This is a genomic window from Salipiger mucosus DSM 16094 (genome assembly GCF_000442255.1).
GTDB lineage: Bacteria > Pseudomonadota > Alphaproteobacteria > Rhodobacterales > Rhodobacteraceae > Salipiger > Salipiger mucosus.
The window spans coordinates 139,480-152,256 of the sequence record NZ_KE557282.1; the positions used below are offsets into that span (position 1 = coordinate 139,480).

Here is a 12,777-nt window from a genome sequence, read left to right on the forward strand (position 1 = left end):
GCGATGCTCCCGAGATCATCCGTCCCGCAGCGCGGAGAGACGCGCCCGTGCGCCCTGCATGAAGAGCGTGGTGTCGTTGCCCGCGAGCACGAAATGCATGCCCAGCTCGATGTAGCGGCGGGCCATGGCGGCGTCGGCGACACCGCCGAAGCCCGCGATCTTGCCGTGACGGCGCGCGGCCTCCGCGACGCGGGTCATGGCCTCGACCACGCGGGGATCGTCGTAGGCGCTGGGCACGCCAAGCTGGAAGGTCAGGTCCGAGGCGCCCACGAAGAGAATGTCGACGCCCTCCACGGCGGCGATCTCGTCGACGGCCTCGACCGCGCGGGCGCTTTCGATCATCACCGTGCAGAGTGTGAGCGGATCGAGCTTCTCGGCCGCCTCGCGGAAGGTGATCGGCGTGTAGCCGAGTTGCGGCAGCAGGCCGGGCACCGAGCGGTCGCCGAGCGGCGGAAAGCGGCACTGGCGGGCGATGTGGGCGGCGGTCTCGGGGTCGTCCACGTGCGGCACGATGATGCCCATCGCCCCGTTCGACAGCACCCGGTGGATCGGTCCGGGCGACGGGTCGGGCACCCTGACCATCGGCGTCACGCCGGCAGCGACGCCCGCCAGAGCCTGCTGGCAGACCTGGTCGAAACCCAGCGGTCCGTGCTCGAGGTCGAGGAACATCCAGTCGTAGCCGGCGTCGCGCAGCATCATGGCGATGTCCGCGGTACGCGTGAGGCGGCAGCTCATCCCGAAGCAGGGACGTTCGGCGAGGCGATCGCGCAGGCTGACGGTCATTGGGCGATGTCCTTCATGGTCAGATCGGTGAGCAGCATATGACCGGTCGCATGGGTCATCATCAGCGGTATGCCGGCGGCCATCGCGATGGCCTGCGGGGTCACGCCGCAGCCCCAGAAGACCGGCACGTCGTCGTCGCCGATCTCGGGCGGGGCGCCCCAGTCGACCGCGTTCACGTCGTGGATGCCGATCTCGGCGGGATCGCCCACGTGCACCGGGGCGCCGTGGGTCGCGGGATAGCGGCGGGTCACGTCGATGACCCGGTCGAGCTGATCCTTCGGGATCGGCCGCAGCGAGACCACCATCGGCCCGGCAAAGGGGCCGGCCGGAGCACATTCGATGCCCGAGGTGTAGACCGCGATTCGTCCGCCCGGTCGCCGCAGGTGCGCGACGTCGAGCCCATTCTCGAGCAGCACCTGGTCGAAGGACAGCGAGCAGCCCATCGCGAAGGCGACGAGGTCGTCGCGCCAGTGTTCGCGCAGGTCGGGGACCTCCTCGGCGCGCTGCCCGTCGCGGTAGATCACGTAGCGCGAAAGATCGCTCCGGACGTCCGATCCGGGGGCGATCTGTGCGAACTCGGGGCTGCCCGTGTCGGTCACGTCGAGCACCGGGCAGGGTTTGGGGTTCCGGTGGCAAAACCGCATGAAATCAAGAGCATAAGCCTCGGGCACGATGGCGAGGTTCGCCTGCACGTGACCCCGTGCAAGGCCATGCGTCGTGCCGGTCCAGCGCCCCGCGCGGATCGCCTCGCGGGTGGCGCGGGCGGGGCCCTGGGCAAGCTCGTTGCGAAGGTCTTCGAGAATGGGTTCGGCCATGCCGGACTCTCCGTCTTCAGTGCCGGGAGCGGACGGACAGTCCCGTCCCCCTCCGGCATTGCAAGAGCGCTGTTCCGGAGCGTGCCGCGGGCCGCTTCAGCGCAAGAAATGCGCCAGGGGCGCGACTACCAGCACAGGAGAAGAGGATGATCGACAAACTTGTCAAGGGCGCCCTCGCGCTCGCGCTATCGGCGGGAACGGCCGCCGCACAGGACTATCCATCGGAGCCGATCCTGCTGATCGTGCCCTATTCGCCGGGCGGAAACGGGGACATCACCTCGCGCTTCATCGCCGACCAGGCGAGCGACATTCTGGGCGTGAATTTCGTGGTCGAGAACCGCGCCGGCGGCGGGGCCTTCATCGGGATCAACAGCTGCGCCAACGCGGATCCCGACGGCTACACGATCTGCTTCATCTCGACGAGCCCGATCACCGTGCGTCCGCATGTCATCGAGGCGCCCTACGATCCCATGACCGACCTGTCCTACCTCGGGCAGTACATGCTGTCCAAGCAGCCGGTGATCGTGCGCAACGACGGCAAGTACGACAGCATCGAGGACGTCATCGCCTTCGCCAAGGAGAACCCGGGCCAGCTGCGATGGTCGGCGGCCGTGCCGCGCGGCGGTCCGCACCTCGCGACCGAGGCGATGTTCCGTGCCGAGGAAGCCGTGACCACCTTCCTGCCCTCGAAGGGTGGCGCGATCGAACTGGCGAACCTGCTCTCGGGCACGATCGACCTCGCGGTGATCTCGGACTACGGGCCCGCGCTCGACAACGGCGAGATCAAGATCCTTGCCGAGACCAGCCCGGGCCGGAACCCGCAGGCCCCCGATGCCCCCACGCTGGGCGAGCTGGGCTACCCGCTGGAGCTGGCGAGCTTCTTCGCGCTGGCCGCGCCGGCAGGCCTTCCGGACGAGGTGATCTCGGTCTGGGACGACACGCTCGCGCAGATCTCGGAGACCGAGCAGTTCGCCCAGCTCATGGAGCGGATCAAGGCCGAGGGTGCCTACCTGAACTCGGCCGACTTCACCGCGCGGGTGCGCGGCGACTTCGAGGCCATGGGCGAGGCGACCGAAACCTACGGGCTCGCCGAGTGATCCCCGCAACCGTTCCGGAGGCCCTCGCGGCCTCCGGACATCCAGCCGACGGAGCCTGAAAGATGCCGCGACACCTGCAACGGGAACTGCTGATCATTGCCCTGATGCTGCTGCTCCTTGCGGCCTTCGCCTTCTGGTACGTGCCGCTCTCCATCGACGTGCCGGCCGGCTTCGGCTCGGACAGCGAGGTCTCACCGCGCTTCGCGCCCTACCTTCTGGCCGCGATCATGGCCCTGGCGACGATCCTCCGGATCCTGTCGTTGGCCCTGGCCTGGGCCAAGGGCGGCCTTGACGAGATGACGGACGACATCAGCGAAGACCTCGGGACTCCGGACGAGACCCGGAACGGGATCTTCATGAACCTGCTGACCAATTTCTACGCCTTCGTGCTGATCCCGGTCGCGGGCTTCTACCTCGCCAGCATCGCGCTGGTTGCCTACCTGGTCCGCCGCCTGGGCGAGCAACGCCCCTGGATGGTCGCGCTGACCGGCGTCGCCTGCGCGGTCTTCGTCTACCTCCTTTTCGGCCGTCTCCTGAGCGTCCGCCTTCCCGGCGGTCTGCTTGGTGACCTTCTGGATTAAATCGAGAGTTCAAGCACATGGATAGCATCATCGCGGGCGCGCAGCTTGCACTGACATGGCAATCGCTCCTGGCCGTCCTGGCCGGGGTCGTGGTCGGGCAGGTCCTGGGCGCCGTTCCCGGCCTCACCGCGACGATGACCGTCGCGCTCCTGATCCCCTACACCTACTACCTCGATCCCTGGGTCGGCGTGCCGATGCTGATCGGCATGTTCAAGGGCTCGCTCTTCGGCAGCTCGGTCACGGCGATCCTGATCAAGACGCCGGGCACCCCGGCCGCCGCCGCCACGGTGATGGACGGCTATCCGCTCGCGCAGCAGGGCAAGGGCGAGAAGGCCTGCAAGATGGCGCTCTATTCCTCGGTCTTCGGCGACAGCTTCTCGGACATCGTGCTGATCTTCGGCGCCTCCTTCCTCGCGGCCATTGCGCTGAACTTCGGTCCGGCGGAATACACGCTGCTGGTGGCTTTCTCGCTGATCACCATGGGGTTCATCTCGGGCGCCCGGATCTGGAAGGGCATCGTCGCCATGGGCATGGGGATGCTGCTGGGCATCATCGGGCTCGACCCGGTCACGGCGACTCCGCGCATGACGATGGGCTTTCTCGAGCTGGAAGAGGGCATCGGCCTGATCCCGATGCTGATCGGCTTCCTCGCCGTGGCCGAGGTCCTGCGCCAGATGGAGCACCCGGTCGAGAAGCTGGCCACCAGCGCGGTGACCTTCTCGGAGAAGCGCGAGGACCGGCGCGTGTCCTGGGCCGAGTTCCGCAGCGTGCTTCCGACGCTGCTGAAGTCCTCGTCTCTGGGCACGGCCGTCGGTGCGCTGCCCGGCATCAGCGCGACGGTGGCGGCCTTCCTCGCCTACAACGAGGCGCGCCGGACCTCCAAGGCCCCCGAGACCTTCGGCAAGGGCGCGCTCGACGGCATCGCGGCCCCGGAAAGCGCGAACAACGCGGTTTCGGGCGCGAACCTGATCCCGATGATGGCCTTCGGCATCCCCGGTGACATCGCCGCGGCGCTGATCCTGTCCGCCCTGCTGATCCAGGGGATCACGCCCGGTCCGGTGGTCTTCCGGGACAACCCCGAGCCGATCTACGCGGTCTTCACCGCGCTGCTGCTGGCGAACGCGATCAACCTCGTCCTCGGGCACGGGCTGGTCCACATGGCTCGCCGCGTCGTCACGGTGCCCAAGCGCATCCTCTTTCCGGTGGTCATCGTGATCGCCGCCGCCGGCGCCTACGCGATGCGCGGCTCGGTCTTCGACGTCCAGCTTGTCTTCCTCTTCGGCCTGCTGGGCTGGGGCCTGACGAAGCTTGCCTTCCCGACGGTGCCGCTGCTCATCGGCTTCATCCTGATGCCGATCCTCGAGAGCAACCTGCGCATCTCGATGCTGATCGCGGGGTCGGTGCCCAATCCTCTGGGCTACTTCTTCGCCCGCCCGGCCTTCATCGCGCTGCTGGGCGCGATGGCGCTGCTGCTGATCCTCGTGCTGCGCCGTCTGCTGCGGGACCGGCAGGCGATGCGCGCGGCCGACATGGCGGGAGGCTGAGATGGCAGGCGGCGCTCCCTATTTCGTCGGCTACCTCGACGGCGCCTTCATCCCGGTCGAGGACGTGCGCCTGCCGCTGCTGGCGCCCGGCGTGACCTACGCGGCCTCGGTCTTCGAGGGCATCCGGGCCTACCGCGGGGCCGACGGCGGTGATCTCGCGCTTTTCCGGATGCGCGAGCACCTCGAGCGGCTCGTCACCTCCTGCAAGGTGCTGTGTCTCGACGAGATACCGGACGTGGCGGACCTGGAGGCGGCGACGCTCGGCGTGCTGGAGCGTTCCGGCGCGCAGGAGGACTGCTACATCCGCATCCAGGTCTACGTCGGCGGCGACGGCGAGATGACCGCGCGCGGCCCGACCGGCGTGGCCGTGATCGCCCGCCCCAGGCCGCAGCTTGCCGCGCGGCTGCAAGACGGCCTGCGCTGCCAGGTCTCGAGCTGGCGGCGCATCTCGGACAACGCCAGCCCGGCGCGGGTGAAGGCGGCGGCGAACTACCTCAACGGTCGCCTCGCCGGGCTCCAGGCGAAGGCGGACGGCTACGACACCGCCCTGCTGCTGACCGAGGCCGGAGAGGTGGCCGAGGCGCCGGGGGCCTGCGTGCTGATCGTCCGCGACGGCGTGCTGATCGCGCCGCCGGTGACGGCGGACATCCTCGAGAGCCTGACGCGCGACACGGTGCTGGCCTGCGCGCGGCAGGGCAGGGCGGTCTCCGAGGTAATCGAGCGGCCGGTCGACCGCACGGAACTGCACGCCGCGAGCGAGGTCATGCTCGTCGGCACGGGCATGGAGGTAACCCCCGTCGTCGGCATCGACCGCTTCGAGGTGGGTGACGGCCGGCCCGGTCCGGTCTCGCGCGCCCTGCAGGACGACTACTTCGCGCTGGTGCGCGGCACATCCGCCGCGCCCCGGGGCTGGCTTACCCCTATCGCATCGCAACGGGAGACTACGGAATGACGGAACTGAGCCCGGTCAAGGTCGGCATCGTCTGGGCGCGCATGAGCGGCCTCATGGACCAGGTCGGCGAGACCTGCGTGCGCACGTCGTTTTCCTCGGTCGTGCGCGAGAATTACGACTTCGCCATCGGTCTGCTCGACGCGCGCGGCCGCCAGATCGCGCAGAGCCGCCGCAGCGTGCCCTCCTTCATCGGGACGATGTCGCGCACCCTTCAGGCGATGCTCGAGAAATTCCCGGTCGAGACGCTGGACGACGGCGACGTGCTGATCACCAACGACGGCTGGCTCGGCACGGGGCACCTCAACGACATCACCATGATCAAGCCGCTCTTCCGCAACGGGCTGCACCTCGGCTTCATCGGGTCGATCTTCCATACGGTGGACATCGGCGGCGCCCCGTCGCCGGCGGCGCGGGACTGCTACGAGGAGGGGCTCAACATCCCGCCCTCGAAGATCCTCGTGAAGGGCGAGGAGAACGCGCTGATCGTCGACATCATGAAGGCCAACCTGCGCGAGCCGGACGAGACGCTCGGCGACATCCGCGCGCAGTTCGCGGCCTATCACACCTGCGCGGCGCGGCTCTTCCGGTTGCTGGACGAGGAGGACCTCGGCGATCTCGAGGCGTTTGCCGACGAGGCGCTGGACCGCTCCGAGGCCAGTCTGCGCCGCGCCATCGAGGCGCTGCCGGACGGCACCTATACCGACGAGCTGACCGCCGACGGCTTCGAGCATCCGCTCGCGATCCGCTGCAGCCTGACGGTGAGCGGCTCCGAGATCACCGTCGACTTCACCGGCACCAGCGACCAGATCGACCACCCGGTCAATTCGCCCCTGACCTTCACGCAGGCATACAGCTGCTACGCGATCAAGTGCGCGCTCGATCCGGGCACGCCGATCAACGACGGCGCTTTCCGCCCGATCAAGGTGACCGCGCCCGAGGGCAGCCTCGTGAACCCGTCGCGGCCGGCGCCGGTCTGGGGGCGGCACCTGACCGGGCACTACATGCCGCCGGTGGTCTACGGCGCGCTCTCGGCCGTGGCGCCGGACAAGATCATCGCCGACTGCGGCTCGCCGCTCTGGAACGTCTATTTCAAGGGTCGCCGCGAGGGGGCGGACCGGCCCTTCGTCAAGATGTTCTTCATGAACGGCGGCCACGGCGCCCGGCCCACGCAGGACGGCCCGGGCTGCCTCAGCTTCCCTTCGAACGTGTCGAACCAGGCCATCGAGCAGTTCGAGAACCAGACCCCGCTGCTGGTCGAGGAAAAGGCGCTGGTGCCCGACACCGGCGGCGCCGGGCGGTTCCGCGGCGGCAACGCGCAGCGCCTGTCGTTCCGCAACATCGGCAAGGCGCCGGTCACCGTGACGATCCGGCACGAGCGGGTCGACAACCCGCCGCGCGGCCTGCTGGGCGGCGGAGCCGGGGCCGCGGGGCTCGACCTGCTGAACGGCGAGCGCATCCCGGCCAAGACGCAGACCCGGATCGCCCCCGGCGATGTCATCACCTTCCAGCCCCCAGGCGGGGGCGGCATGGGCGCGCCCTCCGAGCGCGACCCCGAGGCGATCCGCGCAGATATCGCGAGCGGGCTGGTCAGCCCGCAGCACGCAACCGCCAAGTATGGATACGAGACATGAACGCAGTAGACGCCCACTTTCGCATCGGTGTCGATATCGGCGGGACCTTCACCGATGTCGTGATGCTCGACACTGGGTCGGGCCGGCTGGCCAACGAAAAGGTCCTGACCACGCCCAGCGACCCGGCCGAGGGCGTTCTTGACGGCGTCACGCGCATCCTTGGCGCGAACGAGGTCACCGCGCAGGAGGTCCGCACCGTCATCCACGGCACCACGCTGGTCGCCAACGCGCTGATCGAGCGCAAGGGCGTGCGGACGGCGCTGGTCACCACGCGCGGTTTCCGCGACGTGCTCGAGATCGGGCGCGAGCTTCGCTACTCGATCTACGATCTCTTCATCGACATGCCCGAGGTGCTGGTCCCGCGCGGCCTGCGTTTCGAGATCGACGAACGCATGCAGGCCGACGGCGAGGTGCTGCGCGCCCCCCGCGAGGACGAGATCCGCGCGCTGGCCGCCAATCTCCGGGAGGCCGGGGTCGAGGCGGTGGCGGTGGTCTTCCTGCACGCCTTCCGCAACGACGCCAATGAACGCATGGTCAAGGCGATCCTCGCCGAGGAACTGCCCGGGGTGACAGTCTGCACCTCCTTCGAGGTGATGCCGCAGATCGGCGAGTACGAGCGGACTTCGACGGCGGTCGCGAATGCCTTCGTGCAGCCGATCTTCCGCAACTACGTCGAGCGGCTGGTCTCGGAGATGGGGCGGCGCAGCCTGCCGCAGGACCTTTATCTCATGCTCGCCGACGGCGGCACCGTGCGGCACGACACGGCGGTCGAGTTCCCCATCCGGCTCGTGCAGTCGGGTCCGGCCGGCGGCGCGCAGGCGGCCGCGATCTATGGCAAGTTCGCGGGCGAAAAGGACCTGCTGTGCTTCGACATGGGCGGCACCACCGCCAAGGCCTGCCTGATCCAGGACGGCGAGCCGCTCAAGAGCGACACCTTCGAGGTCGCGCGGGTCTTCCGCTTCGCGAAGGGCAGCGGCCTGCCTCTGCAGGTGCCCGTCATCGACATGATCGAGATCGGCGCCGGTGGCGGCTCCATCGCGCAGGTCGACAAGCTGGGCCTCGTGAAGGTCGGCCCCGAAAGCGCGAGCTCCGAGCCCGGCCCGGCCTGCTACGGGCGCGGCGGGCGGCAGCCCACGGTCACAGATGCGGACCTCGTGCTGGGATACCTCGACGCGGGCTCCTTCCTGGGCGGCGACATGGCACTCGACAAGGCCGCCGCCGAGGAGACGATCCGCCGCGAGCTGGCCGAGCCGCTGGGCCTGTCGGTGGTCGAGGCGGCCTGGGGCGTCTACGAGACCGTCAACGAGAGCATGGCGCAGGCGGCGACGATCCACGCGCTGGAAAGCGGCCGCAAGGTGCAGGATTTCGCCCTGCTGGCCATCGGCGGGGCGGGCCCGGTGCACGCCACGAACCTTGGCCGGCGCATGGGCGTCCGGCGGGTGATCTGTCCGCTCGGGGCAGGGGTGGCCTCGGCCTTCGGGTTCCTCGCCTCGCCGACCTCGTTCGAATTCGTGCGTGCGGCAATGGAGCCGCTGGCGGGGCTCGATTTCGCGCGCGTCGCCGCGATGGTGGACGAACTCGAAAAGGAAGGCCTGTCGCTCGTGGCCTCGGCCGGGGTGTTGCCCGAGACGGCCACTACCACGATCAGCGCGCTGATGCGCTACGAGGGGCAGGGCTTCGAGGTCGAGGTCGCCATGCCGCTGTCGGTGATCGAGGCGGGCGATACCGCAGCCCTGCGCGGTCTTTTCGAGGACCGCTACCGTGTCCTCTTCGGACGTGCCGAGACCATGCAGCCCGAAATCATCTCTTGGCGGGTCGTCGTCGCCGGGCCGCGGCCGGCCCTCGAGCCCCGGTCGACCCCGCGCGGGGGCGACAGCCTGACCGGCCGCCGCCAGGTGTATTTCAGCGAGGCCGGCGATTTTGTCGAGACCCCGGTGCACGATCGCTACCGCGTGGTCCCGGGCCTGCCGATCGCCGGTCCGGCGGTCTTCGAAGAGCGGGAGTCGACCATCATCGTGCCGCCGGACTCCACGGCCACGGTCGACGACCACGGCAACCTCATCATCGACCTCGACGGCTGACCGCGCCGAAACCTAACGACCCCTGGAAGGCAGACGACCTTGGACTTTGAACTCGACACGGAACGCAGGCTCTTTCAGAGCACCGTCGGCAAACTGGCCGAACAGCATCTCAAGGACGGCGCGCTCGCACGCGTGAGAGCGCCGGACTATCCCTTCGACGTGGCGCGGCTCTTTGCCGAAAACGGCCTTTTCGGGATCACGATCCCCGAAGAGAAGGGCGGACAGGGGGGCACGCTGCTCGATGCCGTGATCGCCATCGAGCAGATCGCGCTGGTCTGTCCCAAGAGCGCCGACATCATCCAGGCTGGCAACTTCGGCGCGATCCGCACCCTCGCGGAATACGCCACGGCGGCGCAGCGCGAGAAGTACCTCGCCCCGCTTCTTCGGGGCGAGACGGTCATCGGACTTGGCATGACCGAGGCAGGCGCCGGCTCGGCCGTGACCGACCTTCAGACCACAGCGCGACCGGACGGCGCGGGTTACCGGGTCACGGGCGGCAAGGTCTTCACCAGCCACTCCGCCGATGCCGACACCTTTCTCGTCTACCTTCGGTTCGGGCCCGGGACGGGCGGCATCGGGTCGGTCATCCTCGAGCGGGGCATGGAGGGCTTCTTCTTCGGCGAGCCGTCGTCCTACATGAACGGAGAGCGCTGGTGCGCGCTCTACTTCGACGAGGTCTACGTGCCGCCCGAGAACGTGCTGCTCGGCCCCGGCGGGTTCAAGAAGCAGATCAGCGGCTTCAACGCCGAGCGGATCGGCAACGCCGCACGGGCCCAGGCGCTGGGGCGCTTCGCCTTCGACACGGCGCGGGACTACGTGCACGAGCGGCGGCAGTTCGGCCGCCCGCTGGCCGAGTTCCAAGGCCTGCAATGGAAATTCGCCGATAGCCTGATGAAGCTCGAGGCCGCGCGCCTGCTGCTCTTTCGTGCCGCTGCCGGTGCGGACCGGGGCCTGCCCGACGCGCAGCAGACGGCGCTCGCCAAGCTGGCCTGCAACCTCGCGGGGTTCGAGGCCTGCAACGAGGCGCTTCAGGCGATGGGGGGCCTCGGGTTCTGCGACGAAAGCCTTGTCGAGTACTGCTTCCGGAAATCCCGGGGCTGGCAGATCGCGGGCGGGTCGCTGGAGATGATGCGCAACCGGATCGCCGAGGGAATCTTCGAGCGCCGCTTCCCGCAACGCCCCGAGGTCGTGCGATGAGCGCGGCCGGCGCGGCGCGAAACAGACGGAGGCATTGATGCAGGACTACCGTATGTGGATCGGGGGCGACTGGCTCCCCGCGGAAAACGGCGAGACCTTCGCCTCGGCCAATCCCTACACCGGCGAGGACTGGGCCCGGTTCCCGCGCGCCGGCGCCCGCGACGTGGACCGCGCCGTGCAGGCCGCACACGCGGCCTTCACCGAGGGCGACTGGCCGCGATGGACCGCCAGTGCGCGCGGTGCGGCGCTGGTGCGTCTTTCGGGCCTGATCGCGGAGAATGCCGACCGGCTGGCCGAGATCGAGGTCCGCGACAACGGCAAGCTGTTGGCCGAAATGTCGAACCAGTGCCGATACATGGCCAACTGGTATGCCTACTACGGCGGCATGGCGGACAAGGTCGAGGGGCGCGTGCCGCCCATCGACAAGCCCGGCGTGGTCAACATGGTGACCTACGAGCCGGTGGGCGTCTGCGCGCTCATCACGCCCTGGAACTCGCCGCTGTTGCTGCTTGCATGGAAGCTCGCCCCGGCGCTGGCGGCGGGGAATACCGTGGTCATCAAGCCCTCGGAATACACCACTGCCTCGACGGTGGAGCTGATGCATCTGGTCGAGGCGGCGGGCATCCCGCCGGGCGTCGTCAACGTCGTGACCGGCTTCGGCCAGGAGGCCGGAATGCCGCTCGTCACGCATCCGCTGGTGCGCAAGGTGGCCTTCACCGGCGGCGAGGCGGCCGGGCGCGAGATCAACGCGGCGGCGGCCCGCGACTTCAAGAAGGTGACGCTCGAGCTTGGCGGCAAGTCCCCCAACATCGTCTTCGACGACGCCGATCTCGACGCGGCGGTGCCGGGTGCGGTCTCGGGCATCTTCGCGGCCTCGGGGCAGACCTGCATCGCCGGATCGCGGCTCTTGCTGCACGAAAGTCTTCACGACGAATTCCTCGACCGCCTCGTCGGGCTGGCCAAGGCGGCGCGGCTCGGCGATCCGATGGACCCGGAGACCAACATCTCGCCGGTGGCCACCGCCGCGCAGCACGACAAGATCCTGTCCTGTATCGAGACCGCGCGCGGCGAGGGCGCGCGCTGCGTGCTTGGCGGAAACTCGGCGCGGCCCGCAGGGTCGGGCGGCTATTTCGTCGAGCCCACGATCTTCGACGGCGTGCGCAACGACATGCGCATCGCGCAGGAAGAGGTCTTCGGCCCCGTGCTGAGCGTGCTCACCTTCCGCGACGAGCACGAGGCGGTCGCCATCGCCAACGACGTGCTCTACGGGCTCGCCGCGGGGGTCTGGACCTGCGACCTCAACCGCGCGCTGCGCATGTCGCGCCGGTTGCAGGCCGGGACGGTCTGGGTGAACACCTACCGCTCCACCAGCTACACCACCCCCTTCGGCGGCTGGAAGCGCAGCGGGCTCGGGCACGAGAACGGCCGCGAGGCGATCATGGAATACCTGCAGCCGAAATCGGTCTGGCTGGCCGAACCCCAGGTCGTGGCCAATCCCTTCATCCGGCGCTGACCGGGTCCGTCATCCCATCGGGATCGGGCGCTGCTCCTCGATGGCTTCCATCGCGAAGTACGAGGTCACGGTCTCCAGTTCGATCTCCTCGATGAGGCGTTTGTAGACCTCGTCGTAGCTGTTCATGTCACGGGTGATGATCTTGAGCAGGTAGTCGTATTCTCCGCCGATGCGGTAGAAGTCGATCACGTCGGGGATCGACGAGACATGCTTGCGGAACTGCTTGAGCCAGTCGGCCGAGTGGTGCCGCGTCTTGACCATCACGAAGACGACAAGCCCCGCGTCGAGCTGGTTCCGGTCGAGCGTGACCGTGTGATTGACGATGATCCCCGCCGCGTCAAGCGCCTTGAGCCGGCGCCAACAGGCGTTCTGCGACAGCCCCACACGCTCGCTCAGGGCGCGCTGGGACTGCGACGAGTCGCGCTGGAGTTCGCGCAGGATGCGATAATCAGTCTGATCGAGATGACGGGGCATTTTCGGATCATATGACCCAATTCAGGGAATATGAAGGTGAAAATTTGTGAACATTTTTCAGATCGAGGTGACATGCTTTGCGGAAACTCATGCAACGAACGACCCAACC

General features: G+C 68.5%; 11 protein-coding genes. 8 read left to right on the plus strand and 3 right to left on the minus strand.

Annotated features, from left to right (window positions below; all coding sequences use genetic code 11):
• Window positions 1–15: 15 nt before the first annotated feature.
• A complete protein-coding gene (locus SALMUC_RS22100) occupies window positions 16–783 on the minus strand; it encodes an HpcH/HpaI aldolase family protein (protein WP_020039349.1) in 768 nt (255 codons plus the stop codon).
• Window positions 780–1,598 (minus strand): putative hydro-lyase, encoded by an 819-nt coding sequence (locus tag SALMUC_RS22105; RefSeq protein ID WP_020039350.1) that lies wholly within the window; start codon window positions 1,596–1,598, stop codon window positions 780–782. Before SALMUC_RS22105 ends, SALMUC_RS22100 begins: the two co-directional genes overlap by 4 nt.
• A gap of 146 nt (window positions 1,599–1,744) precedes the next feature.
• Here SALMUC_RS22105 and SALMUC_RS22110 point away from each other — a divergent pair, with 146 nt between their 5' ends.
• From SALMUC_RS22110 to SALMUC_RS22145, 8 genes are all read left to right on the plus strand, one after another.
• Window positions 1,745–2,695, plus strand: a complete 951-nt coding sequence (locus tag SALMUC_RS22110; protein ID WP_020039351.1) for a Bug family tripartite tricarboxylate transporter substrate binding protein — start codon at window positions 1,745–1,747, stop codon at window positions 2,693–2,695.
• Window positions 2,696–2,757: 62 nt separating this feature from the next.
• The gene (locus SALMUC_RS28490) at window positions 2,758–3,276 is read left to right on the plus strand and encodes a tripartite tricarboxylate transporter TctB family protein (RefSeq protein ID WP_020039352.1); all 519 of its coding nucleotides are present in this window, start codon (window positions 2,758–2,760) and stop codon (window positions 3,274–3,276) included.
• 17 nt (window positions 3,277–3,293) lie between these two features.
• The gene (locus SALMUC_RS22120) at window positions 3,294–4,820 is read left to right on the plus strand and encodes a tripartite tricarboxylate transporter permease (RefSeq protein WP_020039353.1); all 1,527 of its coding nucleotides are present in this window, start codon (window positions 3,294–3,296) and stop codon (window positions 4,818–4,820) included.
• 1 nt (window position 4,821) lies between these two features.
• Entirely contained in the window at window positions 4,822–5,772 is a 951-nt protein-coding gene (locus SALMUC_RS22125) for an aminotransferase class IV (protein ID WP_020039354.1), read from the plus strand.
• Window positions 5,769–7,403, plus strand: coding sequence for a hydantoinase B/oxoprolinase family protein (locus SALMUC_RS22130; protein WP_020039355.1), 1,635 nt, complete (start codon window positions 5,769–5,771; stop codon window positions 7,401–7,403). The genes SALMUC_RS22125 and SALMUC_RS22130 overlap by 4 nt, the downstream gene beginning before the upstream one ends.
• Window positions 7,400–9,484, plus strand: a complete 2,085-nt coding sequence (locus tag SALMUC_RS22135) for a hydantoinase/oxoprolinase family protein (RefSeq protein ID WP_020039356.1) — start codon at window positions 7,400–7,402, stop codon at window positions 9,482–9,484. Before SALMUC_RS22130 ends, SALMUC_RS22135 begins: the two co-directional genes overlap by 4 nt.
• 39 nt (window positions 9,485–9,523) lie before the next feature.
• Complete coding sequence (locus tag SALMUC_RS22140) at window positions 9,524–10,681, plus strand: acyl-CoA dehydrogenase family protein (RefSeq protein ID WP_020039357.1); 1,158 nt, start codon at window positions 9,524–9,526, stop codon at window positions 10,679–10,681.
• 37 nt (window positions 10,682–10,718) lie between these two features.
• Window positions 10,719–12,194 (plus strand): aldehyde dehydrogenase, encoded by a 1,476-nt coding sequence (locus SALMUC_RS22145; RefSeq protein ID WP_037372669.1) that lies wholly within the window; start codon window positions 10,719–10,721, stop codon window positions 12,192–12,194.
• A gap of 9 nt (window positions 12,195–12,203) precedes the next feature.
• Here SALMUC_RS22145 and SALMUC_RS22150 read toward each other — a convergent pair whose 3' ends face one another.
• A complete protein-coding gene (locus SALMUC_RS22150; RefSeq protein ID WP_020039359.1) occupies window positions 12,204–12,668 on the minus strand; it encodes an Lrp/AsnC family transcriptional regulator in 465 nt (154 codons plus the stop codon).
• Window positions 12,669–12,777 lie beyond the last annotated feature (109 nt).

Coding starts and splice junctions, on each gene's coding strand:
- SALMUC_RS28490 (WP_020039352.1), top strand. CDS start 2,758: ATGCCGCGACACCTGCAACGGGAACTGCTGATCATTGCCCTGATGCTG.
- SALMUC_RS22145 (WP_037372669.1), top strand. CDS start 10,719: ATGCAGGACTACCGTATGTGGATCGGGGGCGACTGGCTCCCCGCGGAA.
- SALMUC_RS22120 (WP_020039353.1), top strand. CDS start 3,294: ATGGATAGCATCATCGCGGGCGCGCAGCTTGCACTGACATGGCAATCG.
- SALMUC_RS22130 (WP_020039355.1), top strand. CDS start 5,769: ATGACGGAACTGAGCCCGGTCAAGGTCGGCATCGTCTGGGCGCGCATG.
- SALMUC_RS22135 (WP_020039356.1), top strand. CDS start 7,400: ATGAACGCAGTAGACGCCCACTTTCGCATCGGTGTCGATATCGGCGGG.
- SALMUC_RS22110 (WP_020039351.1), top strand. CDS start 1,745: ATGATCGACAAACTTGTCAAGGGCGCCCTCGCGCTCGCGCTATCGGCG.
- SALMUC_RS22105 (WP_020039350.1), bottom strand. CDS start 1,598: ATGGCCGAACCCATTCTCGAAGACCTTCGCAACGAGCTTGCCCAGGGC.
- SALMUC_RS22100 (WP_020039349.1), bottom strand. CDS start 783: ATGACCGTCAGCCTGCGCGATCGCCTCGCCGAACGTCCCTGCTTCGGG.
- SALMUC_RS22125 (WP_020039354.1), top strand. CDS start 4,822: ATGGCAGGCGGCGCTCCCTATTTCGTCGGCTACCTCGACGGCGCCTTC.
- SALMUC_RS22150 (WP_020039359.1), bottom strand. CDS start 12,668: ATGCCCCGTCATCTCGATCAGACTGATTATCGCATCCTGCGCGAACTC.